The 23,940-nt window shown below is 71.3% G+C and carries 25 protein-coding genes; 9 read left to right on the top strand and 16 right to left on the bottom strand.

What is annotated here, in order from left to right:
* Nucleotides 1-240: 240 nt before the first annotated feature.
* Both AB0I79_RS07740 and AB0I79_RS07735 read left to right on the top strand, forming a co-directional pair.
* Entirely contained in the window at nucleotides 241-564 is a 324-nt protein-coding gene (locus AB0I79_RS07740; protein ID WP_357868432.1) for a DUF397 domain-containing protein, read from the top strand.
* A gap of 175 nt (nucleotides 565-739) precedes the next feature.
* Complete coding sequence (locus tag AB0I79_RS07735; RefSeq protein WP_357868429.1) at nucleotides 740-1,117, top strand: hypothetical protein; 378 nt, start codon at nucleotides 740-742, stop codon at nucleotides 1,115-1,117.
* Nucleotides 1,118-1,204: 87 nt separating this feature from the next.
* Here the strand turns inward: AB0I79_RS07735 and AB0I79_RS07730 are convergent, their stop codons facing one another.
* From AB0I79_RS07730 to AB0I79_RS07720, 3 genes are all read right to left on the bottom strand, one after another.
* On the bottom strand, nucleotides 1,205-1,432 hold the full coding sequence (locus tag AB0I79_RS07730; protein ID WP_357868426.1) for a hypothetical protein: 228 nt from the start codon (nucleotides 1,430-1,432) through the stop codon (nucleotides 1,205-1,207).
* A gap of 70 nt (nucleotides 1,433-1,502) precedes the next feature.
* Complete coding sequence (gene aroA, locus AB0I79_RS07725; protein WP_357868424.1) at nucleotides 1,503-2,768, bottom strand: 3-phosphoshikimate 1-carboxyvinyltransferase; 1,266 nt, start codon at nucleotides 2,766-2,768, stop codon at nucleotides 1,503-1,505.
* Between the two features lie 131 nt (nucleotides 2,769-2,899).
* Complete coding sequence (locus tag AB0I79_RS07720; protein WP_357868421.1) at nucleotides 2,900-3,175, bottom strand: helix-turn-helix transcriptional regulator; 276 nt, start codon at nucleotides 3,173-3,175, stop codon at nucleotides 2,900-2,902.
* A gap of 54 nt (nucleotides 3,176-3,229) precedes the next feature.
* Here AB0I79_RS07720 and AB0I79_RS07715 point away from each other — a divergent pair, with 54 nt between their 5' ends.
* Nucleotides 3,230-4,966 carry an HAD hydrolase family protein gene (locus tag AB0I79_RS07715; protein WP_357868419.1) on the top strand — a complete coding sequence of 579 codons (1,737 nt, stop codon included), beginning with the start codon at nucleotides 3,230-3,232 and terminating at the stop codon, nucleotides 4,964-4,966.
* A gap of 24 nt (nucleotides 4,967-4,990) precedes the next feature.
* On the opposite strand, the gene AB0I79_RS07710 is transcribed toward AB0I79_RS07715, so the two are convergent.
* From AB0I79_RS07710 to AB0I79_RS07685, 6 genes are all read right to left on the bottom strand, one after another.
* The gene (locus AB0I79_RS07710) at nucleotides 4,991-5,662 is read right to left on the bottom strand and encodes a DUF3159 domain-containing protein (RefSeq protein ID WP_357868416.1); all 672 of its coding nucleotides are present in this window, start codon (nucleotides 5,660-5,662) and stop codon (nucleotides 4,991-4,993) included.
* 4 nt (nucleotides 5,663-5,666) lie between these two features.
* Entirely contained in the window at nucleotides 5,667-6,053 is a 387-nt protein-coding gene (locus tag AB0I79_RS07705) for an OB-fold nucleic acid binding domain-containing protein (RefSeq protein WP_043614113.1), read from the bottom strand.
* 28 nt (nucleotides 6,054-6,081) lie between these two features.
* Nucleotides 6,082-6,720, bottom strand: a complete 639-nt coding sequence (locus AB0I79_RS07700) for a DUF3710 domain-containing protein (RefSeq protein ID WP_357868414.1) — start codon at nucleotides 6,718-6,720, stop codon at nucleotides 6,082-6,084.
* Between the two features lie 82 nt (nucleotides 6,721-6,802).
* Nucleotides 6,803-7,243: a dUTP diphosphatase gene (dut, locus tag AB0I79_RS07695; protein WP_357868412.1), complete on the bottom strand. Its 441-nt coding sequence runs from the start codon at nucleotides 7,241-7,243 to the stop codon at nucleotides 6,803-6,805.
* Nucleotides 7,240-7,794: a PaaI family thioesterase gene (locus tag AB0I79_RS07690; RefSeq protein ID WP_357868409.1), complete on the bottom strand. Its 555-nt coding sequence runs from the start codon at nucleotides 7,792-7,794 to the stop codon at nucleotides 7,240-7,242. Before AB0I79_RS07690 ends, dut begins: the two co-directional genes overlap by 4 nt.
* 11 nt (nucleotides 7,795-7,805) lie before the next feature.
* A complete protein-coding gene (locus AB0I79_RS07685; RefSeq protein WP_357868406.1) occupies nucleotides 7,806-9,134 on the bottom strand; it encodes an AI-2E family transporter in 1,329 nt (442 codons plus the stop codon).
* A 323-nt stretch (nucleotides 9,135-9,457) separates the two neighbouring features.
* Here AB0I79_RS07685 and AB0I79_RS07680 point away from each other — a divergent pair, with 323 nt between their 5' ends.
* Nucleotides 9,458-11,611 (top strand): DUF6351 family protein, encoded by a 2,154-nt coding sequence (locus tag AB0I79_RS07680; RefSeq protein ID WP_357868404.1) that lies wholly within the window; start codon nucleotides 9,458-9,460, stop codon nucleotides 11,609-11,611.
* A 50-nt stretch (nucleotides 11,612-11,661) separates the two neighbouring features.
* On the opposite strand, the gene AB0I79_RS07675 is transcribed toward AB0I79_RS07680, so the two are convergent.
* Nucleotides 11,662-12,891, bottom strand: coding sequence for an MFS transporter (locus AB0I79_RS07675; RefSeq protein ID WP_357868401.1), 1,230 nt, complete (start codon nucleotides 12,889-12,891; stop codon nucleotides 11,662-11,664).
* A 57-nt stretch (nucleotides 12,892-12,948) separates the two neighbouring features.
* Between AB0I79_RS07675 and AB0I79_RS07670 the strand changes: the two genes are divergently transcribed.
* The gene (locus tag AB0I79_RS07670) at nucleotides 12,949-13,467 is read left to right on the top strand and encodes a helix-turn-helix domain-containing protein (RefSeq protein ID WP_357868398.1); all 519 of its coding nucleotides are present in this window, start codon (nucleotides 12,949-12,951) and stop codon (nucleotides 13,465-13,467) included.
* A 34-nt stretch (nucleotides 13,468-13,501) separates the two neighbouring features.
* Here AB0I79_RS07670 and valS read toward each other — a convergent pair whose 3' ends face one another.
* A complete protein-coding gene (gene valS, locus AB0I79_RS07665) occupies nucleotides 13,502-16,015 on the bottom strand; it encodes a valine--tRNA ligase (protein WP_357868396.1) in 2,514 nt (837 codons plus the stop codon).
* A 78-nt stretch (nucleotides 16,016-16,093) separates the two neighbouring features.
* Here valS and AB0I79_RS07660 point away from each other — a divergent pair, with 78 nt between their 5' ends.
* Nucleotides 16,094-16,378, top strand: coding sequence for a DUF4235 domain-containing protein (locus tag AB0I79_RS07660; RefSeq protein WP_357868393.1), 285 nt, complete (start codon nucleotides 16,094-16,096; stop codon nucleotides 16,376-16,378).
* Here AB0I79_RS07660 and AB0I79_RS07655 read toward each other — a convergent pair.
* Genes AB0I79_RS07655 through AB0I79_RS07645 form a run of 3 tightly spaced genes read right to left on the bottom strand, consistent with a single transcriptional unit; the run spans nucleotide 16,311 to nucleotide 20,242 of the window.
* The gene (locus AB0I79_RS07655) at nucleotides 16,311-17,744 is read right to left on the bottom strand and encodes a trehalose-6-phosphate synthase (RefSeq protein WP_357868390.1); all 1,434 of its coding nucleotides are present in this window, start codon (nucleotides 17,742-17,744) and stop codon (nucleotides 16,311-16,313) included. The two genes, AB0I79_RS07660 and AB0I79_RS07655, sit on opposite strands and share 68 nt — an antisense overlap.
* An 18-nt stretch (nucleotides 17,745-17,762) precedes the next feature.
* Nucleotides 17,763-19,298, bottom strand: coding sequence for an FAD-dependent monooxygenase (locus tag AB0I79_RS07650; RefSeq protein WP_357868386.1), 1,536 nt, complete (start codon nucleotides 19,296-19,298; stop codon nucleotides 17,763-17,765).
* Nucleotides 19,295-20,242, bottom strand: a complete 948-nt coding sequence (locus AB0I79_RS07645) for an MBL fold metallo-hydrolase (protein WP_357868384.1) — start codon at nucleotides 20,240-20,242, stop codon at nucleotides 19,295-19,297. The genes AB0I79_RS07650 and AB0I79_RS07645 overlap by 4 nt, the downstream gene beginning before the upstream one ends.
* 179 nt (nucleotides 20,243-20,421) lie before the next feature.
* On the opposite strand from AB0I79_RS07645, the gene paaI reads away from it, so the two are divergent.
* Genes paaI through AB0I79_RS07630 form a run of 3 tightly spaced genes read left to right on the top strand, consistent with a single transcriptional unit; the run spans nucleotide 20,422 to nucleotide 22,689 of the window.
* Nucleotides 20,422-20,790, top strand: a complete 369-nt coding sequence (gene paaI, locus AB0I79_RS07640; protein WP_357869657.1) for a hydroxyphenylacetyl-CoA thioesterase PaaI — start codon at nucleotides 20,422-20,424, stop codon at nucleotides 20,788-20,790.
* Entirely contained in the window at nucleotides 20,787-22,082 is a 1,296-nt protein-coding gene (paaK, locus tag AB0I79_RS07635) for a phenylacetate--CoA ligase PaaK (protein WP_357868382.1), read from the top strand. Before paaI ends, paaK begins: the two co-directional genes overlap by 4 nt.
* Before the next feature lie 4 nt (nucleotides 22,083-22,086).
* Nucleotides 22,087-22,689, top strand: a complete 603-nt coding sequence (locus AB0I79_RS07630; RefSeq protein ID WP_357868379.1) for a TetR/AcrR family transcriptional regulator — start codon at nucleotides 22,087-22,089, stop codon at nucleotides 22,687-22,689.
* On the opposite strand, the gene AB0I79_RS07625 is transcribed toward AB0I79_RS07630, so the two are convergent.
* Together AB0I79_RS07625 and AB0I79_RS07620 are read right to left on the bottom strand one after the other, a co-directional pair.
* The gene (locus AB0I79_RS07625; RefSeq protein WP_357868376.1) at nucleotides 22,686-23,492 is read right to left on the bottom strand and encodes a hypothetical protein; all 807 of its coding nucleotides are present in this window, start codon (nucleotides 23,490-23,492) and stop codon (nucleotides 22,686-22,688) included. The two genes, AB0I79_RS07630 and AB0I79_RS07625, sit on opposite strands and share 4 nt — an antisense overlap.
* 79 nt (nucleotides 23,493-23,571) lie before the next feature.
* Nucleotides 23,572-23,871, bottom strand: coding sequence for a DUF4193 domain-containing protein (locus AB0I79_RS07620; protein ID WP_020542847.1), 300 nt, complete (start codon nucleotides 23,869-23,871; stop codon nucleotides 23,572-23,574).
* Nucleotides 23,872-23,940 lie beyond the last annotated feature (69 nt).

Genomic DNA, 23,940 nt, shown 5'->3' with positions numbered 1-23,940 from the left:
CATGTGGCGCTCCGGCCCGGCGATCAGCAACCCGCCGCGGCGAGCATCGTGACGGCGATGGACAGGTCCTCGGTCGTACGGGCGCAGCCCGCGCAGCCTGTCGCAAGGTGGTCAATGGCCACGGGCAGGGGAGACGGCTGGCCGACAGGCCGGCCACCGAAGGGCGGGTGTGCTTCATCTGTCTGTACCAACGAGAGGATACATATAGACCAAGCGCTACGCCTGCTTTAGCATGCCCTCATGACCAGCAGTCCTCACACAGTCACCGAGAGCGACACCGTCTCTCACCCCATGGGCCACGCTCCGCGGCCCCCGCGCACTCGGCAGGCCCCCACGAGGGGAGCTCCCCTGACGGATCTGTACAGCACCGACCTCGACGAGGTGCCGTTCAGCAGGCTCTGCGGTGGCGGCCGGCAGGACGAGGATGGCGAGGGCTGCGTCCTGATCGCCCCGATCCCAGGCATCGAGGACGCCTACGCCCTGCGCGACTCGAAGAACCCGGACGCCGGCACCCTCCGCTTCACCGGCGACGAGCTACGCGCCGCCGGGCTGTCCACGCTCTGAGCACCTCGCGAAGGGCGGCGGATGACCCTGTCAGACCGGCACACCGGGCATCGGCAGCGCCGGGCGCACCCTGCTCGAAGGCCACCTGCACCCGGCTCCCGAACTGCCCGCCCGGGGTGTCGGCGCCCGATGGGCGAATGTCTCCCACGCCACAGCCAGACGGAAGGAGAGTCACGTGACCGATACGCATGACCGCCATCCCAGAGACGCCCCCCGAGCGGAAAGCGCGGGCGCCCAGGACGCCGGCAGCGGCGAACCCCGCACCCCCGTCTTCGAGCCCCCGCATTTCTTCCCGCACCCGGAGCCCCCGCGGCCGGGATACTTCAGGATCGCCTGGGGCCCATCGGTGGGCAGAGGCGTCAGGGCCAGGATCCGCGGCCACACCTGCGAGTGCCTGCCGACGATCTACGAACTGCTCGCCATAGGCGGCCTGGTGCACATCCGCCGAACCGAGAGAACCCCGCGAGGCGAGCGGGTCCGTGAAAGCCCCTGGGTCAGGACGGCGCAGGGACTCGCGCTCTGGGCCGCCCTGCTCGAAGGGCGCGCCCGATAGGCCGCCGAGGCCCGCTCCCCTGGCAGCGGGAGGCCCCTCGCGACCCTTCCTTCCACCGAGGGCCTCCCGCACCGGGCACGGCGGGTCTCAGTTCAGCCCGTACTCGTGGCTGTCGTCGTCCGTGTCCGCGCACTCAGCCGTCGTCGTCTGCACGACCATCGGCGTGCCCATCTTGATGACGTAGGCCACCCCTTCGTCGCACATGACGAGGGACGGCCCGTGGACGTCCAGGTCGTCGCCGGCGAGCGCGGGTACGGCGGCGAGGAGCAGGGCGGCTGCGGTCATGGTGAGGGCGGCCAGGGCGCTTTTGTACATGGTGATCCCCCGATGCGAGGTGAGGTGGTCGTTCGCCTGCCTTCGTACCCGCACATGTGGATCAGGAGGTTCAGGGTTCGATGCGAAGATCTTTACCAGGGTGGATCCCCCACTCCTCCCGCAGCCCCGCCAGCGCCTCGTGGAAGCCGGGGAACGTCTTCTTCACGCATCCGGGGTCGTCCAGCGTGATCCCCGGCGCGCGCAGCCCCGTGACGCTGAACGACATGGCGATCCGGTGGTCACCGTGGCAGGCGATCTCGGCGGCGCGGGGCCGGGCCGGAGTGATCTCGATCCAGTCGCGGCCGAGGCTCACCGGCACACCCAGCCGCCGCAGGTTCTCGGCGCACGCCTCCAGCCGGTCGCACTCCTTGACGCGGGTGTTGTACACGTCCTCGATCCGGACGGGGCCGTCGGCGAACGGAGCGATGGCGGCGAGCGTGGGGACGGTGTCGGAAATGTCGCGCATGTTGACGGTCAGGCCCCGCAAGCGGCCCGTACCGGTGACGGTCATGGAATCAGGTGACATGTCGACCGCAGCGCCCATCCGTTCCAGCACCTCGGCGAAGCGCACGTCCCCTTGCAGCGCCCCGGAGCCCAGCCCGGGGACCGTGATGGTGTTCCCGGTCAGGGCGGCGGCGGCGAGCGGGTAGGCGGCCGTGGAGGCATCGGGCTCGATGGCGTAGTCGGCCGCCTCGTACCCCTGCGGCGGCACGTGGAACGTGGCCCCCTCCCGCCGCACCTCGACCCCGAAGCTGCGCATCATCGCCAGCGTGATCTCCACGTACGGCGCCGACACGAGATCGGTGACGGTGATCTCCAGCCCCTCGGCGGTCAGCGGCCCGACGAGCAACAACGCGGTGAGGAACTGCGAGGACAACCCCGCGTCCAGCGTGATCCGCCCGCCCTTGATGCCGCCGGCCCGCACGGTCAGCGGGTGATGCCCCTCCTGCCCCTCATGTGTCAGGTCCACGCCCAGCTCGCGCAGCGCCCGGGTGAGGGGTCCGAGCGGGCGGCGGCGCATCTGCGGGGAGGCGTCGAAGCGGAACACGCCGTGCCCGGCCGCCGCCAGCGCGGGCAGGAACCGCGCGGTCGTGGCACCGTCGCGGCAGAACACCTCCGCCTCCCCGTACGCGGGCCCCTCCGGCCGGCCCACGATCGTCCACGCCTCCGGCCCCCGCTCCACCCGGTAGCCGAGCGCGGCCAGGCCCTCCGCGAACCCTTCCGTGTCGTCGGAGACCAGCGGGCGCCGCAGCACGGTGGTGCCGCGCGCGGCGGCGGCGAGGAACAGGGCGCGGGCGGTGACGGACTTCGAGCCTGGAACCTGCATGATCGTCATACCGGGAGCCTAGACGCGGAGCCCGGGGTGGGTCGCCGGGCTCAGCTCCCCGCCCCGGCCGCCGGCGAAGGCCTCGATCCGGCGGCCCCGGCGAGCACCTCCGCGACGCCCAGCACGGCCGCCGACAGCGTTCACGCGCCGCTCCCCAGCGTCCCGAGGTCGTGCCGTGAGCGCAGCCGCGCGGTCGCGGTCTCCACGTTGCGCCGCAGTCGCTCGGTCTCGGCCGCCAGCCGTTCCTCCCCGGACGGGGTGAGCCGGTAGTAGCGCCGCGCCCGCCCGTCCACGACCTCCTCCCGCTCGGTCTCGACCAGCCCTTCCCCTTCCAGCCGGTCGAGCGCCGCGTACATGGTGCCGGCACGCAGCCGCACCCGCTCCCTGGAGATAGCGGCAAACGGGACAAAGTTCACCTGTCTTTCACCTGCCCCGCTGGATGCCGGCCTGCCCAGGGGTAGAGAGCGAGCATGCGCTACAACGTGCTGGCCTGCGACTACGACGAGACCCTGGCCAGGGACAGCCAGGTGGACGAGGCGACGATCGAGGCGCTGGAGCGGCTGTCCCGGGCCGGGTTCAAGCTGCTGCTGGTCACCGGGCGCGAGCTGGACGACCTGCTCTCGGTCTTCCCGCACCCGGCCCTGTTCGACCTGATCGTGGCCGAGAACGGCGGCCTCCTGTACGACCCGCGCCAGCGGACCTGCGACGCCCTCGCCGCACCCCCGCCCGCCGAGCTGGCCGAGCGCCTGCGGGTGGAGGGGGTGAGCCCGCTGGGCGTCGGCCAGGTGCTGATCGCCACCCGCGAGCCCCACGACGTGCACGTCCTGGGGCTCATCCGCGAGCTGGGCCTGGAGCTGCAGGTCATCTACAACAAGGGTGCCGTCATGGTGCTGCCTCCCGGCGTGAACAAGGCCACCGGCCTGTGCGCCGCCCTCGACCGCCTGGGCCTGTCACGGCACAGCGTGGTGGCGGTCGGCGACGGTGAGAACGACCACGCGTTCCTGACCGCCGCCGAGTGCGGCGCCGCCGTCGCCAACGCCCTGCCCGCGCTCAAGGACGCCTGCGACCTCTGCCTGGACGAGGCGAACGGGCGCGGCGTGATCGAGCTGGCGGGGCTGCTGCTGACGGGCGACCTCGACGAGCTGGACCTGCCGCGCCACCACGTCCTGCTCGGTCACGCGGGCGAGGAGGAGGTGCGGCTGCCCTCGTACGGGATCGGCCTGCTGGTGGCGGGCCCGTCCGGCAGCGGCAAGTCCACGGTCACCACCGCGCTGCTCGAACGGCTGACCGGCGACGGCTACCAGTGCGCGATCGTGGACCCGGAGGGCGACTACGCGGAGTACCCGGGCCTCACCGTGCTCGGCGACCCCGACCGGGTGCCGGCCGTGGACGAGGTCGCGCACGTCCTGGAGCAGCCCGGCCACAGCGTCGTGATCAACCTGATCGGCCTGCAGCTGCGCGACCGCCCCGCGTACTTCGCCGAGCTGCTGCCCCGCCTGGCCGGCCTGCGCGCCAAGCTGGGCCACCCGCACTGGCTCATCCTGGACGAGGCCCACCACCTGATGCCCGCCGAGGTACGCCACGTGCCCATTCAGGATCCCGGCGACCTGGGCGCGCTCCTGTTGATCACCGTTCATCCCGACGCGCTGAGCCCCGCCGCGCTCCGCCTGGTCACCAGCACGATCGCGGTGGGCAGGGAGCCGGGGAACACGCTGGCCGCCTTCGCCGCCGCCCGCGGCCTCGACGCGCCCACGCTGCGCCCCGCCCCGAAGGGCGATCTCGCGCTCTGGCAGGACGGTGCGGAGTACGCGCGCGAGCTGACCCTGGCCCCCGCCCGAGCCGAGCGCACCCGGCACCGGCGCAAGTACGCGGCCGGCACCATGGCCAAGGACAAGAGCTTCTACTTCATCGGGCCGGAGGAACGGCTCCGGCTGCGGGCCAGGAACCTGCACACGTTCGTCGAGCTGAGCGAGGGCGTGGACGACGACACCTGGCTGCACCACCTGCGGCGCGGCGACTACTCGGCGTGGATCCGCGACAAGCTGGGCGATGCCGAGCTGGCGGAGGAGGTGGCCGCCGTCGAAGGCACGCCGGAAGGCGACCTGTCGCCGCGGGACAGCAGGCAGCGCGTGGCGGACCTCATCGGCGCCCGCTACACCCTGCCCGCCGAGCCCACCGACTTCGACCCGGACCACAGGGGCCGCTGACTTCCCGGCCCCGCCGCGGGCAGGTCAGGCGGGTGCGACGGGTGGCTTGATCGGTGTGCGGCCGCGGCCGAGCACCCACAGCATGGCCGCCAGCGCGGCAACCTGCAGCGGCCACCCCATCACGATCTTGGCGAAGCCGAGCGCCGCCACCGCCTCGTCGCCGCCGCCGAACAGGTACACCGGCCCCTGCACGGCCACCCGGACCGCGCAGGGCAGCATGAGCAGCCACGTCAGCCGCGTGCACAGCCGCACGATGCCGGGATCCTTGTGCCAGGCGGTCGGGTCACCCGTCACCGACCCGATCAGGAAGCCGACGACCGGCCACCGCGTGACGATCGAGATCAGCATCGCCACCGCGTAGCCGGCGTTGTACAGGATGCCGGGCAGGAAGTAGTCCTTCGCGTCGCCCGATCTGCTGGCGAAGAACGCGCCGATCGCGATGCCGATCAAGCTGTTGATCACGAACTGCGGCGTGGACCGCTGAACGACCCGCACCACCAGCAGCACCACCGCCAGCGAGACGCTGATGATGAGCGACAGCTTCAGGTCTTCCGTCGTGATCCAGGACAACGTGAACGCGATCGTCGGGACGGCCGCCTCGATGATGCCGCGCACGCCGCCGAGCGCCTTGGCGAGCTGTGCTCGCACCGCCGCCTCAACGGTGTCGTGGGCGACCTCTTCCGCCTCAGCACTCACCTGATCAACTCCCTGGGCGCAGCTCGTAACGCGGATTGAACATCACCTTGCGCCCGTCCTGCATGCTGACCAGGCCCTCGGCCTTGACCGTGCGGCCCGGCTCGATGCCCGCGATCTTGCGGCGGCCGAGCCAGACCAGGTCGATCACGTCGGACCCGTCGTAGAGCTCGGCCTCGAGAGCAGGGGCGCCACCCCTCGGACGCAGAGTCACCGTACGTAGCGTACCCGCCACACAGAAGCGGCGGCGACCGCCACACGAGACGATCGGGGTGGCGCCGACCTCGTCGGCGTCCTCCCGGAGTTCCTGGGCCTCTATCTCGGACTGGCTGGTGGCCAGCCGACTGAAGAACCCGCGCAATCCCCCACGTTTAGGGGGTTCTGCCGTACTCATGATGCATCAGCCTATGTGATGTCAGCTCTTAGCGAATCTCACTGATTTCAGGTCCTCGCTTGAACGGGTTGAGACCCGGCCGCTGCTCGCTCGTCTCGCCCGACTGCTCGTTCGGACGGCGCAGCGGGATGGGCTCCTCGCGCGCCATCGGCTCGTCGCCGCGGACGACCACGACGTCCTTGATGAAGTCGAGGTACGCCTGCGCGACCGCGTCGTCGACCGCCGCCTTGCCGGAGATCACCGCCAGCAGGAACCAGCGGGGGCCGTCGATGCCGAGGTAGCGGGCCGGGCGGCTGTTGCCCTCGACCTTCATCTCGCCGGCCAGCTCGCTGCCGAACGGCCCCTGCCGCTCCTCCAGGTGCTTGGCCTGGGAAAGGATCTTGGTCCTCACCTCGTCCCACAGGCCGGAGCTGCGCGGCGCGGCCAGGGCCTGGAGCTGCAGCGAGCTCTCGTCGTACAGGACGACCACCCCGACGTGCTGATCCCCGACGGAGGCCAGCCGCACGTCGAAGTCGGGGTTGTGCGGCAGCCGCAGGCCGCCCAGGTCGATCCGCTCGGCCTCCGGGTGCGGCTCGTCGGCGTCCCACGGGCCGGACTCCCGCGATGGCGCGGCAGACTCCTGCTCGATCGCCTGCTCCGGCTGCTCACGACGACGACGTCGGAACACGTTCCTCACTCTCCCTGCTCATCGGGCCGCTGCCGGGCCCGTAGTTCGTCGGGCCCCGCAGGGACCCCTTCCCACGCCACGATCAGCGCCCCGTCGATCCGAAGCCGCCGGCGCCGCGCACGGACTCCGGCAACCGCCCGGCCTCCACGAACGCCACCCGTTCCACCCGCTGGATCACCAGCTGCGCCACCCGGTCACCCCGCCGCAGCCTGAACGGCTCCTTGAGGTCGGTGTTGATCACCGTGACCTTGATCTCGCCCCGGTAACCGGCGTCCACCGTACCCGGCGCGTTGACCAGCGTGACGCCGTGCCTGGCCGCCAGGCCGGAACGCGGATGCACGAACGCGGCATACCCGTCGGGCAGGGCGATCGCCAGCCCGGTGCCGACGACGGCCCGCTCGCCGGGCATCAGCTCCACGTCCTCGGCCGCGTAGAGGTCGGCTCCCGCGTCTCCCGGATGGGCGTACGACGGGATCGGCAGCTCGGGGTCGAGCCGCTGGATGAGGACCTCTGCTCCGCTCAAGGGTTCACCTCGTAGTCCTGATGTTCGGCGGCGATGGCGGCCAGATCACCGTGCTTGGCGAAGTGTTCCATGTTCACCTCGATGAACAGCGCTGCCGCGCGGACGGCGACCGGCCCTTCTGGAGCGCCGATGCGCCCCTCTGCCTCAAGGTACGCCTTTCTGCCGTCGATGCCGTTGCACCAGGCGCGCAGGTGGAGTGTCGTGCCCACGGGAACGGGGAGCAGGTAGTCGGTCTCCAGCCGTCCCGTCACATAGGGCTTGTGGAACAGGTAGACGGACATTCCGATGACTTCGTCCATGGCGGCGGCCAGGACGCCGCCGTGCGCCAGCCGCGGCGCTCCCTGGTGGGCCTCCCCCACCGTGAACTCCGCCTCCACGGTGGCGCCGTCGGGGGTCCTGGCGTTGAGGTGCAGTCCGGTCGGGTGTCCGGTGCCGCAGCCGAAGCACTGGCTGTAGTGGGAGCCCAGCGTGCTGCACGCCGGCGGCGCATCGGGATGCGCGGCGGGCTTCGAGGCGCCGGGCGGCGGGGTGGTGAGGGAGGAACGCGTCACGGGTGACGAGGTTACTCCGTGTCCTCCCCCCGCTTGTCCCCAGCGGCCACCGACACGATCGGGCCTTCCGATCGGGTCGCGGAAGCGTCAGACCGTGTCGCGGGAGCGCCGGGCCGTGTCGCAGGAGTGCCGGGCCGCCGGGTCGCGGGAGCGTCGGGCCCCTCGCCGCGATCGCCGGGACCGCCCTCGCCGCCCCGGAACCCGCCGTCCCCGTCGCCCGGGCCGGGCGGTGGTGATGGCGGTGGTGACCCGCCGGACGAGGCGTCCTCGTGGCCCGGCGGCAACTCCGGTGGCTGATGTCGCAGCTCGGGCAGCGCCCGGTAGATCACCGCCGCCACCGGCACGGCCACGGCGGCCCCCGCGATGCCCGCCAGGATGCCCCCGATGGACAGCACGAGGATGATGGCCAGCGGGTGGAAGTGCAGCGCCCGCCCCACGATCAGCGGCTGCAGCACGTGGTTCTCCAGCTGCTGCTCCACGATGAGGATGCCGAGAAAGATCAAGGCGTACACGAGCCCCTTGGCCCCCAGGGTGACCAGGGTCGCGATCGTCCCGGCGAAGAAGATGCCGACGATCGGGATGAAGCTGGCGAAGAAGATCAGCACGGCCAGCGGTGCCCACAGCGGCACCCCCATCCCGGCCAGCACGATCCCCATGATCAGGCCGTGCACGGCGGCCACCGCCACCGTGCCCTGGACGTAGTGGGAGAGCGTGGCCCACGCGGCCCGCCCCGCCCGGTCGACGCGCGGCGCCACCCCGCCGAACGCCCTCAGGAACCACGTCCAGATCCGGTCGCCGTCCTTGAGCAGGAAGAACGTCACGAACAGCAGCAGCACGATGGACGCGAGCACCTCGACGGCCACCGCGCCGGCCGACAGCACCGTGCCGGTGATGGCCGTGCGCTGCGCGTTGAGCATGGCCGCGATCTCGTCGACGTAGCCGGTGATCTGCGTCTGCTCCAGGTGCAGCGGGCCCTCGATCAGCCAGGCCTGCACGGACCTGGCCGTCTCCTGCACCTGCTCGACCAGGTTGGGGAACTCCTCGCCGGCCCGCGCGCCCACCAGCCAGCCGGTGCCGACGAGCACGGCCAGGGCCACCAGCATGGTGCTCCAGGTGGCGTAGATGGGCCGCATGCCGGCGTTGCGCAGGGCGTTCGTCAGGGGGAAGAGCAGCGCTGTCAGCAGGAGCGCGATCGCCACGGGCAGAGCCACGAACGCCAGGCGGGCGATCGCCTGGACGATGAAGTAGACGACCACGCCGACGAGGATCAGGCACCCACTCCATGCGGCCATCCTGGCCAGCACGGGCGGTACGAGCTTGGTGGGGCGGTCGGTCAGCACGTGTTCAAGACTGGCACGTCCGGGCGCGGGATGCGCGCGGATAAAGGGCCGGCAGCTATGAGCGTAATGGAGCAGCACCTCCGCACCCGGCTCATCGGCGTCGCTTCGCCCGGGCGAGGCGCACACGGAAGAAGGCCAGGTGAAGGAGCTGATGCGCGCAGGTGAAGAGGCGAGGCAGGCCAGGCGCGCGCATGCGAGTGAGGCGGCGCGTGCGTGCGAGGGAGGCGAGCCGCGCCGCGCGAAGGAACAGCGTGGCCCGGTGGTGTTCACGCCCCGGAGATCGGGCCTGTGCAAGGGCGGGGGCGCGTGTCACCGTCATGGCCATGAAGGCTGTGGTGGTCCTCACCGTGCTGGCGTCCCTCGTCGCCGCCCCCGCCCCCGCGTACGCCTCCCGCGCCGCCCTGGCGCTGGAGGTGCTCTCCAGCCGCCCCGACCAGGTGACCGGCGGCGACGCCCTGGTCAGAGTCCGGGACACAGGCGGCGCCCGGCTCAGGGTGCTCCGCAACGGCGAGGACGTCACGGCGGCCTTCAGGCGGACCGGGGACGGCCTCACGGGCCTGGTGAGCGGTCTGGCGGCCGGCGACAACACGCTCACCGCCACCGCCGGGCCGCGCAGGCGCACGCTGAAGGTGCGTAACCACCCCGTCCAGGGCCCGGTCTTCTCCGGCGCGCACCAGTACCCGTTCCTGTGCAAGACCGAACGCAGCGGCCTGGGCCCGCCCGTCGCGGACAACCAGGACGGCCAGGGCATGCGCGTCGCCGGCGGCTGGAGCAGGGACTGCTTCGCCCCCACGGTCACCGACCGCCTCTACCGCTCCACGGACGGCGCCTACAGACCGATGCCCGCGCAGGGCCGCCCCGCCGAGCTGGCCACGACCACGCTGCTGGACGGCCGTACGGTCGACTTCGTGGTCCGGCGGGAACGCGGCGTGATCAACCGCTTCCTCTACTCGATCGCCATGCTGGAGGACGGCTGGAACGGCAGGGCGATGTACCGGTTCGACGGCGGCGTGGGCATCGGCCACGACCAGGGCACCCTCGGCGGCAGCGCCCTCGACCCGTACGGCCTGGGCCAGGGCTACGCGATCCTGCACTCGTCGGGCACCCGCACCTCGACCCACTACAACCTGATCCTGGGCGGCGAGACGGCCCTGATGGTCAAGGAGCGCTTCGTCGAGCAGCACGGCCTGCCGCTCTACACGGTCGGCGTCGGCGGCTCCGGCGGCGCCATCCAGCAGTACATCTACGCCCAGAACCACGGCGACCGGGTGATCGACGCCGCGATCCCGCAGTACTCGTACCCGGACATGGTCACCCAGACCATCCACGTGGGCGACTGCGAGCTGCTCGAACGCTACATGGACGCCCATCCCCGCTGGGCGCGGTGGGACGAGCGCACGGCCCTGATCGGCATGAACGCCAGCGACACGGTCGTCAACCCGACCACCGGCAGGCCGGGCTCCGACGAGTGCGTCAGCGGCTGGCGCGGCCTGACCCCGCTGACCATGAACCCGCTGTGGACGAACAACGACGACCCCGAGTGGCAGCGCATGGACCCGCCGGGCGTCAAGGACACCGTCCAGTGGACGCACTGGGACGACCTGCGCAAGGTGTACGGGGTGGACGAGCACGGCTACGCCCGTTCGACGTGGGACAACGTGGGCGTCCAGTACGGGCTGGAGGCGCTGACCGGCGGCGTGATCACCCCGGAGGAGTTCCTCGACCTGAACGCCGAGGCGGGCTCGTGGAAGGAGGCGGCCGACATGGTGCGGGAGGGCTGCCCGTTCGTGCCGTCCGCCTGCCCGGCCGACTTCGACCCCTGGAGCGCCCGCAACGCGAACCTGAGCGGCGATCCCGCCCCGAGGCGCACCGGCGACCCGGAGGCGATCAGGAACGTGCGGAGCAGCGGCCTGGTGTTCGGCGGCGACGTCGACCTGCCGGTCATCGACTGGCGGCACTACCTGGAGGAGCAGCTCGACATGCACAACGCGCACCAGTCGTTCGCCTCCAGGAAGCGCATGCTGGACCACGACGGCCGGGCCGGGAACCAGGTCATCTGGTTCACCGACGCCCGTCCTGACGGGCCGAGGTCCGACCAGACGCCGGAGGCGCTGCGGGTGATCGACGCCTGGATGGCCAATATCCGGAAATATCCGGCGCGCGGCGTCGCCGGGAACAGGCCGCCCCAGGCCGTGGACCGCTGCTTCGCCACGGACGGCACCGAGCTCGCCGCCGGCCCGCACGTCTGGGACGGCATCCTCGACCGCCGCGCCCCCGGCCCGTGCACCCAGCGCTTCCCGCTCTACGGGACCTCGCGCACGGTGGCGGGCGGCCCGATCGAGGGCGGCGTCCACAAGTGCCGCCTGCAGCCGGTCGAGCGGGCCGTCGCCAGGGGCCTGTACGGCTCGTGGCGCCCGACCTCCGAGGAGCAGGCCAGGCTGAAGCGCATCTTCCCGACGGGTGTCTGCGACTACTGAAAGCCGTCGTCCGCCGGGCCACGGCTGACGCGCCGCCACCCGCCGGGCGGCTACTGACGGTCCTCCAGCACAGGCAGCTCGCGCATCGTCCGCATGGGCGAGCTGAACACCCACAGGAACGCCAGGCAGGCCCCGACGCCGGCGACCACCAGCGTGTTCCTGACGCCGATGACCTCGCCCAGCACGCCGCCGAGCACCCCGCCCAGCGGCATCGTCCCCCACACGAGGAAGCGCATGGTGGCGTTCATCCGGCCGAGCAGCTCCTCAGGCGTGGCGGCCTGGCGGAAGCTGAGCTGGGTGACGTTGTAGACGACCACGCCCGCCCCCGCGAAGAACTCGTACCCGACGACCAGCCCGAGCCGCCAGTCGGCCTGCACCCACGGCAGCAGGAACGTCAGCGGCGCGGGGATCGCGATGGCCAGCCACATCGTCGGCCCCTGCCCCAGCCACCGGGCCAGCCGCGCGTTGAGCACCGCGCCCACGATGCCGCCGAGCCCGCCCGCGGCCATGAGCAGCCCGATCGTGCCCGCGCCCACGTCCAGCTCCCCGGCTAGCAACAGCAGCAGCATGGGGTGGGCGATCGCGGAGAACAGGTTCGCGGTGCCCGTGCAGCCGGCGATGCGGCGCAGCAGCGGGTGCCCGAACACGAACCTGACGCCCTCGCCGATCTCCTTGCCCAGATGCGCGCGGGGCCGCTCCTGGCGCGTCTCCCGCTTGCGGATGGTGCCCAGGCACAGCGCCGACCAGGCGAATCCGGCCACGGTGATGACCAGCGCGAACGGCGCGGTGAGGAACTGGATCAGGTAGCCGCCCACGCTCGGCCCGCCGAGCTGCGCCACCGTTCGCACGATCTCCAGCGTGGAGTTGCCCTCGACCAGCCGCTCGCGCCCGATGAGGTGCGGCAGGTAGCTCTGGTACGCGGCGTCGAAGAACACGGTGAACACGCCGAGCACCAGCGCCACGGCGTAGAGCTGGTAGATCGTCAGCACGTCCAGCCACCAGGCGAGCGGCACGGAGGCCAGCGCCAGCGCCCGCGCCCAGTCGCTGACCACCATCACCATGCGCTTGCGCCGCCGGTCCACGATCGCGCCCGCGGGCAGCCCGATCACCACGAACGCCAGCGTCTCGCACGCGGTCAGCAGCCCCAGCTCGAACGGCGAGACGTGCAGCGCGGTCACCGCCACCAGGGGCAGGGCCAGGAACAGGAGCTGGGTGCCGACCTGGCTGGCGGTGTCCGCCAGGAACAGCCCCCGGAAGTCGTGCTCGCGTAAGAGGCTCACCAGCCGAACCTCTCATAACCGATTGGCGAATTTCAACCGGTTGTAGGGTGACCTGCCATGGGCACCAGACGCCGCCCCGCGACCGAGGCCGAGGCCCGCGCGCTGGCCTCCGCCATCCGGCTGCGCATCCTGCGCCTCTGCCTGGACCAGGCGCTGACGAACAAGGAGATCGCCGACCGGCTCGGCGCGAACCCCGCCACGACCCTGCACCACGTCCGCAAGCTGGTGCACACCGGGTTCCTGGTGGCCGAGCCGAGCAGGCCCGGCCCGCGCGGCTCGACCGAGATCCCCTACCGGGCCACCGGCAAGTCGTGGGAGATGGACGTCCGCGAGAGCGGCGTGGCCGGCGGGAGGGCCGCCATGCTCGACGCCTTCCTGGAAGAGATCAGGCTGGTGGACGTCGAGGAGGGCAGCTTCACCAGGCTCGGGCTCAGGCTCACGCCGCAGGACCATGCCGAGCTGCTCGAACGGCTGCAGGAGGTGTTCGACGACTTCGCGCGACGGCAGCCGCCGCCGGGCGGGGAGGCGTACTCGCTGTTCGTCGCCCTCCACAGAGACGTGTCCAGAGACGCGTGATGCCGGGCGCGCGTGCGCCCGGCATCACGACGGGTCAGCCGAGGTGGACCTCGACCTTGAGCGTGTCACCGTACTCGAGCACGAACTCCTCGACGTTGCCCGCCGCGCACAGGTCGTCCTGCGCCTGCCGCACCAGCTCCACGTCCGGCGCCCACACGGTCAGCCGCGACACCTCGGCCCGCATCGACTGCTTGGCCTCGGACTTGGCCTTGCGCACCTGCCCGAGCACCTCCGAGGCCACGGCCAGCACGGCCGGGTCACCCGCGCCGCGCTCGGCGGCGGGCCAGGAGGCGCGGTGCACGGAGCCGTCGCGCCACCACGACCACACCTCCTCGGTCACGAACGGCAGGAACGGCGCGAACAGCCGCAGCAGCACGTCCAGCGCCTGCCGCAGCGCCGCGTGCGCCGAGGCCGAGGCGGCGCCGGACTCGTACGCCCTGGCCTTGACCAGCTCCACGTAGTCATCGCAGAACGCCCAGAAGAACCGCTCCACGGCCTCGATGGCCCGCGTGTGGTCGAACGCCTCGAACGCCTCCGTGGCCTCGCGCACGGCGTCGGACAGCGCCGCCAGCATGGCCAGGTCGAGCGGCTCGGTCACCTCGGCGGCGGACTCCTCGGCGGCCAGCCCCAGCACGAACTTCGAGGCGTTCAGGATCTTGATGGCCAGCCGCCGCCCGACCTTGAGCTGCCCGGGGTCGAAGGCGGTGTCGACGCCGTAGCGGCCGTTGGCCGCCCAGTAGCGCACCGCGTCGGAGCCGTGCTGCTCCAGCAGGTCGATCGGGGTGACGACGTTGCCCTTGGACTTGGACATCTTCTTGCGGTCGGGGTCGAGGATCCACCCCGAGATCGCCGCGTCGCTCCACGGCAGCGTGCCGAACTCGCAGTGCGACCTGACCACGGTCGAGAACAGCCAGGTACGGATGATCTCGTGGCTCTGCGCCCGCAGGTCGGCGGGGAAGACGCGCCGGAACAGCTCGTCGTCGCTGCCCCACCGGCCGGCGATCTGCGGGGTCAGCGACGAGGTGGCCCAGGTGTCCATGACGTCGGGGTCGGCCATGAACCCGCCGGGCACGCCGCGCTGCTCCTCGGTGTAACCGGGCGGCACGTCGGAGGACGGGTCGACCGGCAGCATGTCCTCGGTGGGCAGGATCGGCGCGTCGTGGACGGGCTGCCCGGTCTCGTCGATCGGGTACCACACCGGGAACGGCACGCCGAAGAAGCGCTGCCGCGAGATCAGCCAGTCGCCGGTGAGCCCCTCGACCCAGTTGTCGTAGCGCACCCGCATGTGCGGCGGGTGCCAGGTGAGCTCCCGCCCGCGCGCCAGCAGCCGCTCCCGCAGCTCTTCGTCGCGCCCGCCGTTGCGGATGTACCACTGGCGGGTGGTGACGATCTCGAGGGGCTTGTCGCCCCTCTCGTAGAACTTCACCGTGCGCTGCACGGGCCGGGGCTCGCCCTCCAGGTCGCCGGACTCGCGCAGCAGCTCCACGATGCGCTCGCGGGCGCTGTGCACGGTCTTGCCGGCCAGCTCCTTGTACGGCTCCGCCTCCACGCCCTCGGGCGGCTCGGGCAGCAGCCGCCCGTCCCAGCCGATGACCGGCCGGGTCGGCAGGTGCAGCTCCCGCCACCAGGTGACGTCGGTGATGTCGCCGAAGGTGCAGATCATCGCGATGCCGGTGCCCTTGTCCGGCTCGGCCAGGCGGTGGGCCAGCACCGGCACCTCGGCCCCGAACAGCGGCGTCAGCACCGAGGTGCCGAACAGCTCCTTGTAGCGCTCGTCGTCGGGGTGCGCGACCAGCGCCACGCAGGCGGGAATCAGCTCGGGCCGGGTCGTCTCGATCCAGACCGGGCCCTTCTCGCCGTAGAAGGAGATCTTGTGGAAGGCGCCGGGCCACTCCCGGTCCTCCAGCTCGGCCTGGGCCACGGCGGTGCGGAAGCTGACGTCCCACAGGGTCGGCGCCTCGGCGAGGTAGGCCTCGCCGCGCAGCAGGTTGCGCAGGAACGCCCGCTGCGAGACCGCCCGCGACTCGTCGCTGATCGTGGTGTAGAGCAGCGACCAGTCCACCGACAGGCCGATGCGCCGCCACATCTCCTCGAACGCCTGCTCGTCGACGGCGGTCAGCTTGTGGCACAGCTCCACGAAGTTACGCCGGGAGATGGAGATCTCCCGCTTGCCCGGCTTGTCCGGCGGCACGAAGTCGGGGTCGTACGGCAGCGACGGGTCGCAGCGCACGCCGTAGACGTTCTGCACGCGGCGCTCGGTCGGCAGGCCGTTGTCGTCCCAGCCGATCGGGTAGAACACCGACTTGCCGAGCATCCGCTGGTAGCGGGCCATGATGTCGGTGTGCGTGTAGGAGAAGGCATGACCGACGTGCAGGGAGCCGGACACGGTGGGCGGCGGCGTGTCGATGGAGTAGACCCGCTCGCGCGGCGCCGACCGGTCGAAGCGGTAGGTGCCCTCTTCCTCCCAGCGAGCTACCCATACCTGCTCCAAGCCGTCAAGGGTCGGCTTTTGGGGCATGGATGGACGGCGTAGTCGCTGTTGAGTCATGCCTCCTTATGGTACGGCTTCGCAGGCCCGGCAGGCGTTAGAGACTAGTGTTCGTTACAAAGGGGAAGGGAGATCGACATGACGGAGGACAAGCCCGATATCGCCTGGCGAGTCGTCGGCGGCCTGGTGGGGTTGGTGACGGCATGGGCGGCCAGGAAGATCCTCGGGTTCGCCTGGAAGAAGGCGACCGGCAAGGAGCCGCCCATCGACACCGACTCGCCCGAGGTCAGCATGGGCGAGGCGATCGGTTACGCCGTCGTCATGGGGGTCGGTATGTCGGTGGCGCAGATCGTGGTCAACCGGACCGCCAAGAAGCGCTACGACGCGTGGAAGTCACTGAAGCAGGTGACTCCAGGGCAGTGAGGAACTCGCTCGCCCAGCGGTCCACGTCGTAGGTGGCGACCCGGCGGCGCATCGTGCGCATCCGCCGGGCCAGCTCGTGCGGCGTGGCCCGCATGGCCGCCAGCATCTGCCGCTTGACGTCCTCCACGTCGTACGGGTTGACCAGGTACGCCTGCCGCAGCTCGTCGGCGGCCCCGGCGAACTCGCTGAGCACGAGGGCCCCGTGCAGGTCGTGGTGGCAGGAGATGTACTCCTTGGCCACCAGGTTCATCCCGTCGCGCAGGGGCGTGACGACCATGACGTCGGCGGCCAGGTAGAGCGCGGCCAGCTCGTCGTGGCCGTACGACTGGTGGAAGTACCACACCGGCTGGTAGCCGAGCTGCGCGTGCTCGCCGTTGATCCGGCCGACCTGCAGCTCGATGTCGTCGCGCAGCTTCCTGTACTCGTCCACCCGCTCCCTGCTCGGCGTGGCGATCTGCACGAACACGGCCTCGCCCGGCTGCAGCCGCCCGTCCTTGAGCAGCTCGCCGAACCCTTCCAGGCGCTGCCCGATGCCCTTGGTGTAGTCGAGCCGGTCCACGCCCAGCAGCACGTGCTCGGGGTCGCCCAGCTCGACCCTGATCTCCTTGGCCCGGTCCACGATGCGCGGCTCGCGGACGAGCGAGTCGAGCTGCGCGAAGTCCACGGAGATCGGGAACGCCTGCGTGGTCACGACGCGGTCGTCGAGGAAGATCTCGTTCCCCTTGTACGGCAGCCCGAGCAGCCGCCGGCACAGCCTGCGGAAGTTCGAGGCCCCGCCCGGGAGCTGGAAGCCCACCAGGTCGGCCCCGAGCAGCCCTTCGACCAGCTCCTTGCGCCACGGCAGCCGCCAGAACAGCTCCGTCGGCGGGAACGGGATGTGCAGGAAGAACCCGATCCGCAGGTCGGGGCGGAGCTTGCGGAGCATCGCGGGCACGAGCTGGAGCTGGTAGTCCTGCACCCACACGACCGCGCCCTCCTCGGCCGCCTCGGCGGCGGCCTCGGCGAAGCGCTGGTTGACGCTGCGGTAGGTCTCCCACATCTCCCTGTCGAACACCGGCGTCGCGACCACGTCGTGGTAGAGCGGCCACAGGGTGGCGTTGGAGAAGCCCTCGTAGTAGAGCTCGACCTCACGGGCGGACAGCGGGATCGGGATGAGGCTCATCCCGTCCTGTTCGAACGGCTCGAGCTTCTCGTCGGGCGCCCCGTGCCAGCCGGCCCAGGCTCCGTGACGGCGCTGCATCACCGGCGCGATCGCGGTGACGAGGCCGCCAGGACTCCTGCGCCACGAAGCCGTTCCGTCAGGCTCGATCGTGCGATCGACCGGCAACCGGTTCGCGACGATCAGAAACGAGCTACGGCCACTCAACGCAGTCCTCCTATGGGGTCATGTGTCAGGAAAGCCGCCAAGCGCACGGCTAACGGCGGCCACCACCGACTCCGGCCCCGCATGGGGGATGATCGCGGCGATGTGGGAATCGGGCCTGATGAGCCATGCCTCATCCGGCCCGGCGCCGAGCCTCTCAGCGAGCGAGCCAGTCCCATCCATCTCCGCGAGCCCGCGTACGGCGAGCGGCGCCGGTATCACCTTGCCCAGGACCTGCACAAACAAACTCGAATCGCACATATCGCCCAGCAGGAGGAGGAATCCATCCCGGGTGTACTCGCGCAGCCTGCCCCCCGGCAGCGGCAGATCGGGCAGGATCACGCCGGGCGCGGGGGTGCACAGCGCCCCCTTCGGCGGCCGGCCCAGGAAGGGCCGGGCCGGCTCCGGCGTGGTCAGCGGCGAGTCCACGTACCAGAACGGCTCGGCGAACCGCCCCGAGTCCACCTCCTCGATCCGCCCGCCCTCCAGCGCCGCGCGCCTGCGCATCCGCTCCTCGACGGTCCTGGGGGCGAGGAAGCGCATGGTGGCGGCGGTGATCTCCAGGTTCTCCAGCGCGGCGGCGTGCCGCTCGGCATGGTAGGACTCCAGCAGCTCGGGCCCCGCCCAGCCGTTGAGCGCGAAGGCCAGCTTCCAGGCCGCGTTCTCGGCGTCCGGCACGCCCGAGTTCAGCCCTCGCGCCCCGAACGGGGCCACCAGATGGGCGCAGTCACCCGCCAGGAGGACCCGCCCGACCCGCATGCGGGAGGCGATGCGCGAGTGGAAGCGGTACGTGCTGTGCCACAGCAGCTCGTACGGCCGATCCCCAATGATTTGCCGGATTTTCCGCGATATTTCGACATCCGTTGGGATGAAGTCCGGCGCGATCTGCCAGTCGATCCGGTACGTGCCCCCGGGGCAGGGATGGATGAGCACCTGGCGGCCCGGGTTCCAGACGGGGTCGAAGTAGAAGCGCCGCTCGCTCTCCCAGCCGGGCAGGTCCGCCTTGATGTCGCAGATCAGGAACTGGTCCTCGAACGTCTCCCCGGAGAACGACACCCCCAGCGACGCCCGGATCCCCTGCGCCCTGGCCCCTGCGCAGACCAGCACGTACGGCGCGCGCAGCAGCCGCTGACCGCAGTGCACCGTCACCCCCGAGGCGTCCTGGCTCAGCCCCGTGACCTCGTGGCCCCAGCGCACCTCGATGAGCGGCTGCCCGGCGATGGCCTCGTCGAGGATCTGCTCGGTGCGGGTCTGCGAGATGTTCACGCACGGCGGCAGCGGCCCCTCGCGCTCGAACGTCCAGGAGAACAGCTCGCGGTCGCGGTAGTAGGTGCGGGCCGTGGTCCAGGCCAGCCCCTCCTCGGCCACCTTGCCCGCCCCCGCGGCGGCCCAGACGTCGAGCACGTCGCGCTGCTGGCAGATGGACTTCGACCCGCCGCGCCCCCGCCCCGGCCGCTGGTCCAGCACCAGCACCTGCACACCCCACCGGGCCAGCAGCAGCGCGGCGCTCTGCCCGACCGGCCCGGCCCCGACCACGATGACCTGCGGCTCGCTCATGACTGGAGCTCGTCCCACACCTGACGGTCGCGCTCGGCGGTCCAGACGCGCGGGCGCTCGACGCCGTGCAGCTCGTCCCAGAGCCTGGAGACGTTGAACGGCAGGCAGTGCTCGAAGATCGGCCAGCGGCCGTAGCGGGGCTCCAGGGCGCGGTGCGCGCGCTCGAACGCCTCCTTCAGCGACCCGGCCCCGCCCACCTCGCGCAGCATCACGGCCAGGAAGTCGCGCGTCTGCCCGATGGCCGACTCGACGCCCGCCTTGCCCCTGGCGACCGCACCCCTGCCGCCGACCAGGGTCTCGGCGCCGAACGAGGCGACCCGGTCGAGGGTGCCCGAGGACCAGTCGCGGTGGAAGGCGTCGCCGGTGTAGAGGGCGGCCTGCGACTCGACGAGGTCGCCGGCGAACAGGATCCGGTGCTTCGGCAACCACGCCACCAGGTCGCCCTCGGTGTGGCCGCGCCCGCAGTACTGCAGCACCAGGTCGCCGCGCCCGCCGCCGAGGTCGATCGTGAAGCGGTCGCCGAACGTGGCCGTCGGCCAGGTCAGGCCGGGGATCGAGCCGGGGTCCTTGAACAGGCGGGGCATCCTGGCGTACTCGCTGGCCCAGTCCTGCTCGCCGCGCTCGGCGATCAGCTCGCGGGTCTTCTCGTGCGTCACGATCACGTCCGCGCCGAACGCCGACGCGCCCAGCACGCGCACCGCGTGGTAGTGCGACAGCACCAGGTACCGGATCGGCTTGGCGGTGTGCTCGCGCAGCCTGGCCAGCCACTCGCGGGCGGCCACCGGGGTGGCCAGTGCCTCGAAGCAGACGAGGAAGTCCTCGCCCTCGATCGCGCCCACGTTCGGGTCGCCCTCGGCGGTGAGCGCGTACACGCCCTCCGCGAGCACCTCCAGTGTCTGTTCCTTCTCGCCGAGATCCGCCGACGAGGCGAACGGTCTGGCCATCGCTTCTCCTCCCGCTCAGACGCCGGAGCCGGCCCGCGGGCGGCTCCGTCACAGGCATACCCCGCGGTGCTGCTCGAACCGGCGGCTCGCCCTCTTGACAGGGAAGTCAGGACGGTGATTTGTTTACCGAACATTCGGTCAGTTGACAAGGGAGATCTGCGTTGGAGAGCGCGCGCCGCATGATGGCCGCCGACACCGCCTCCGCCGCCCTGGGCATCGAGCTGGCTGAGCTGGGCGAGGGCCGGGCGGTGTGCCGCATGACCGTGACCCGCCAGAAGATCAACGGCCACGACCTGTGTCACGGCGGGTACGTGTTCCTGCTGGCCGACACGGCGTTCGCGTGCGCGTGCAACACGGACGGCCCCGTCACGGTGGCGGCGGGCGCGGAGATCGCGTTCGTCTCCCCGGCGCGGGCGGGGGACGTGCTGGAGGCCGAGGCGGCCGAGCGCACCCGCTACGGGCGCAGCGGCATCTACGACGTCACCGTGCGGCGTCCCGACGGTCAGGTGGTCGCGGAGTTCCGCGGCCGGAGCCGGGAGTTGACGTGAGACTTGGCGATCCCCCCGCCGCGCACGAGCTCGACCCGATCGAGCGCGTCTCCCGCGACGAGCTCATGGCGCTCCAGCTCGAACGCCTGCGCCGAACCCTGCGCCGCGCCTACGAGAACGTCCCGCTCTACCGGGACAAGTTCGACCGGGCGGGCGTGCACCCGAGCGACTGTAAGGAGCTCGGCGACCTGGCGAAGTTCCCCTTCACCACCAAGCAGGACCTGCGCGAGTCCTACCCGTTCGGCATGTTCGCGGTGCCGCGCGAGCAGGTCGTGCGCGTCCACGCCTCCAGCGGCACCACCGGGCAGCCCACCGTGGTCGGCTACACCAGGAACGACATCGACGTCTGGGCGGAGGTCGTGGCCCGCTCGATCCGCGCCTCCGGCGGGCGGCCCGGCGACATCGTGCACGTCGCCTACGGCTACGGCCTGTTCACCGGCGGCCTGGGCGCGCACTACGGGGCCGAGCGGCTGGGCTGCACGGTGGTGCCCGTCTCCGGCGGGATGACGCCCCGGCAGGTGCGGCTCATCCACGACCTCCGGCCCGACGTGATCATGGTGACGCCGTCGTACATGCTGGCCCTGCTGGACGAGTTCGCCGCCCAGGGCCTCGACCCGCGCGAGTCGTCGCTGCGCGTCGGCATCTTCGGCGCCGAGCCGTGGACCGAGAAGATGCGCGCGGAGATCGAGGACCGCTTCGACCTGCACGCCGTGGACATCTACGGGCTGTCGGAGGTGATGGGCCCCGGCGTGGCCAACGAGTGCGTCGAGACCAAGGACGGGCTGCACATCTGGGAGGACCACTTCTACCCGGAGACCGTCGATCCGTTCACCGGCGAGCCCGCCCCCGAGGGTGAGCTGGTCTTCACCAGCCTCACCAAGGAGGCCATGCCGGTCATCCGCTACCGCACCCGCGACCTGACCCGGCTGCTGCCCGGCACCGCGAGGCCGGCCTTCCGGCGCATGGAGAAGGTGACCGGGCGTACCGACGACATGATCATCCTGCGGGGCGTGAACGTGTTCCCGACCCAGATCGAGGAGCTGGTGCTGGGCGTCGAGGGCCTGTCGCCGCACTTCCAGCTCCACCTGACCCGCCCGGAGCGGCTCGACGTGATGACGGTCAAGGTCGAGGCGCGCCCGGGCTTCTCGGGCCGGGTGGAGGCGGGCGAGGCGCTGCGCAAGGCGGTCAAGGACACCGTGGGCGTCAGCGTCGAGATCGACGTCGTGGACCCGGAGACGCTGGAGCGGTCGGTCGGCAAGCTCAGGCGCGTCATCGACAGGCGGGGCGGCTGACACCGTGGTCACCCGGAACCCCGCTCGTCCGGGCAGGCGCGGCCACGACCCCGAGTCGGTGCTGTCCATCGCCGTCAGCGTGTTCAACGAGCGCGGCTACGACGGGACCAGCATGGAGGACCTCGCCAGGGCGCTCGGGGTCACCAAGTCGGCCATCTACCACCACGTGCCGGGCAAGGAGCAGCTCCTCGCCCGCGCGCTGGACCGGGCGCTGGACGGGCTGTTCGAGATGGTGACCGACCCGCGCGCCGCCTCGGGGCCCGCGATCGACCGGCTGGAGTGGGTCGTGCGGCAGAGCGTGCGTATCCTCGTCGGCCGGCTGCCGTACGTGACGTTGCTGTTGCGGGTGCGCGGGAACAGCGTGACGGAGCAGGCGGCGCTGGAGCGGCGGCGGGAGTTCGACCGCTTCGTCAGCCACCTGGTCAAGGAGGCGGCGGCGGAAGGCGGCATCCGCGCCGACGTGGACCCGGCCCTGGTGACGCGCCTGCTGTTCGGCACGATCAACTCGATCACGGAGTGGTACCAGCCGTCGCGCGGCGCCTCGGCGGACGACCTGGCGGACACGCTGCTCACCATCACCTTCGACGGCCTGCGCTCGGACGCCTAAGGGCTGAGCTCGTCGCGGCCGGGGTCCTGGGGCAGCGAGGGACGCTTGACCCGCAGATCGTTGCGGATGGCCTCGCCCAGTTTCTTGGTGGCCATGCGATTGAGCGCGCCCCCGGCGACGGCGCCGGTCAGGAACGGCCCGAAGGTGGTCAGATGCCGCCCCAGCGTCCGCATGAGACGGTTACGCAGAGCGGTCTTGGTGGCGGCTCCCAGGGCCAGGGAGACGGACGCGGGCGCGAGGGGGTCGATGCCGCGCTGTTTGGCCCAGGCGGCGGTGAACGCGATGGCACGCTGGGTTCCGGACCCCTGGACGTGTACGCCGTAGACCTCGTGCAGCTCGGCCAGCAGCTTGACCTCGATGGCGGCGACGACGATGGTCTCGGCGACGAGCTGGGCGGGGGCGGAGAGCAGGAGGGGTGGCGCGGCGAACTCGGCCGCTGCCAGTGCTCCGCCGATGGCGCCGACCGTCATCGTGGCCTTCTGCGCGGTGCGCACCAGGTCGTCGGCGAGCTCTTCGCCGGTCAGGCCATGATGATGCTCGGCAAGGGTGTGCAGATCCCTGATCGGGATGCGCGGCGCGATGTTGAGGAAGACGTCGGCCAGCCAGCGGCCCCGGCCCGCGCCGGTCTCTCGTGCCCTTTTGGCTCCGGCGGACAGCGCCCGGGCTAGTCGGCCGAGCAGCCTGCGCCGCTCGGCCGGCTCGAGTTCACCGGGAGCGGTGAGCCTGCCAACGAGCTCGCCGACCTCACGATCGGGGTCGGCGATCTCACTGCCTGGTTGCTGGTCTTTCTCTGGTACGGCCACGCGGTGCCTCCGTGTCTCTTGGTCGCGATCGCCCAGGGTGTGCGGTTCCTGCCCGCCCCGAGCTCCTTCGCTCCAGGAATTAGGCGGCGCACTCCCGGCAGACCTGCTGGCCGTTCTTCTCGGAGGCCAGCTGGCTGCGGTGATGCACCAGGAAGCAGCGCGAGCAGGTGAACTCGTCGGCCTGACGGGGGATCACCCGCAGGGAGAGCTCTTCGTTCGACAGGTCCGCACCGGGCAGCTCAAGAGACTCGGCCAGGTCGGTCTCGTCGATGTCGATGCTGCCAGACGACTTGTCGGTGCGCCGCGCCTGCAGCTCCTGGAGGCTGTCCTCCCCCAGGTCGTCGTCTGTCTTGCGCGGGCTGTCGTAGTCGGTAGCCATTGTGCTTACTCCATCCCCCTCATCACATATGTGTTCGCGCTCATCGCGCGTCTTCTAACGTCCGGGAAG

Origin of the sequence: Nonomuraea sp. NPDC050202 (assembly GCF_040656115.1) — a bacterium.
Taxonomy (GTDB): Bacteria; Actinomycetota; Actinomycetes; order Streptosporangiales; family Streptosporangiaceae; genus Nonomuraea.
This window is presented reverse-complemented; position numbering and strand designations above follow the sequence as displayed.

Coding starts and splice junctions, on each gene's coding strand:
- AB0I79_RS07645 (WP_357868384.1), bottom strand. CDS start 20,242: ATGGCCAGACCGTTCGCCTCGTCGGCGGATCTCGGCGAGAAGGAACAG.
- AB0I79_RS07660 (WP_357868393.1), top strand. CDS start 16,094: ATGACGGAGGACAAGCCCGATATCGCCTGGCGAGTCGTCGGCGGCCTG.
- AB0I79_RS07740 (WP_357868432.1), top strand. CDS start 241: ATGACCAGCAGTCCTCACACAGTCACCGAGAGCGACACCGTCTCTCAC.
- valS (WP_357868396.1), bottom strand. CDS start 16,015: ATGACTCAACAGCGACTACGCCGTCCATCCATGCCCCAAAAGCCGACC.
- AB0I79_RS07620 (WP_020542847.1), bottom strand. CDS start 23,871: ATGGCTACCGACTACGACAGCCCGCGCAAGACAGACGACGACCTGGGG.
- AB0I79_RS07730 (WP_357868426.1), bottom strand. CDS start 1,432: ATGTACAAAAGCGCCCTGGCCGCCCTCACCATGACCGCAGCCGCCCTG.
- AB0I79_RS07680 (WP_357868404.1), top strand. CDS start 9,458: ATGAAGGCTGTGGTGGTCCTCACCGTGCTGGCGTCCCTCGTCGCCGCC.
- AB0I79_RS07670 (WP_357868398.1), top strand. CDS start 12,949: ATGGGCACCAGACGCCGCCCCGCGACCGAGGCCGAGGCCCGCGCGCTG.
- aroA (WP_357868424.1), bottom strand. CDS start 2,768: ATGACGATCATGCAGGTTCCAGGCTCGAAGTCCGTCACCGCCCGCGCC.
- AB0I79_RS07650 (WP_357868386.1), bottom strand. CDS start 19,298: ATGAGCGAGCCGCAGGTCATCGTGGTCGGGGCCGGGCCGGTCGGGCAG.
- AB0I79_RS07705 (WP_043614113.1), bottom strand. CDS start 6,053: ATGAGTACGGCAGAACCCCCTAAACGTGGGGGATTGCGCGGGTTCTTC.
- paaI (WP_357869657.1), top strand. CDS start 20,422: ATGATGGCCGCCGACACCGCCTCCGCCGCCCTGGGCATCGAGCTGGCT.
- AB0I79_RS07715 (WP_357868419.1), top strand. CDS start 3,230: ATGCGCTACAACGTGCTGGCCTGCGACTACGACGAGACCCTGGCCAGG.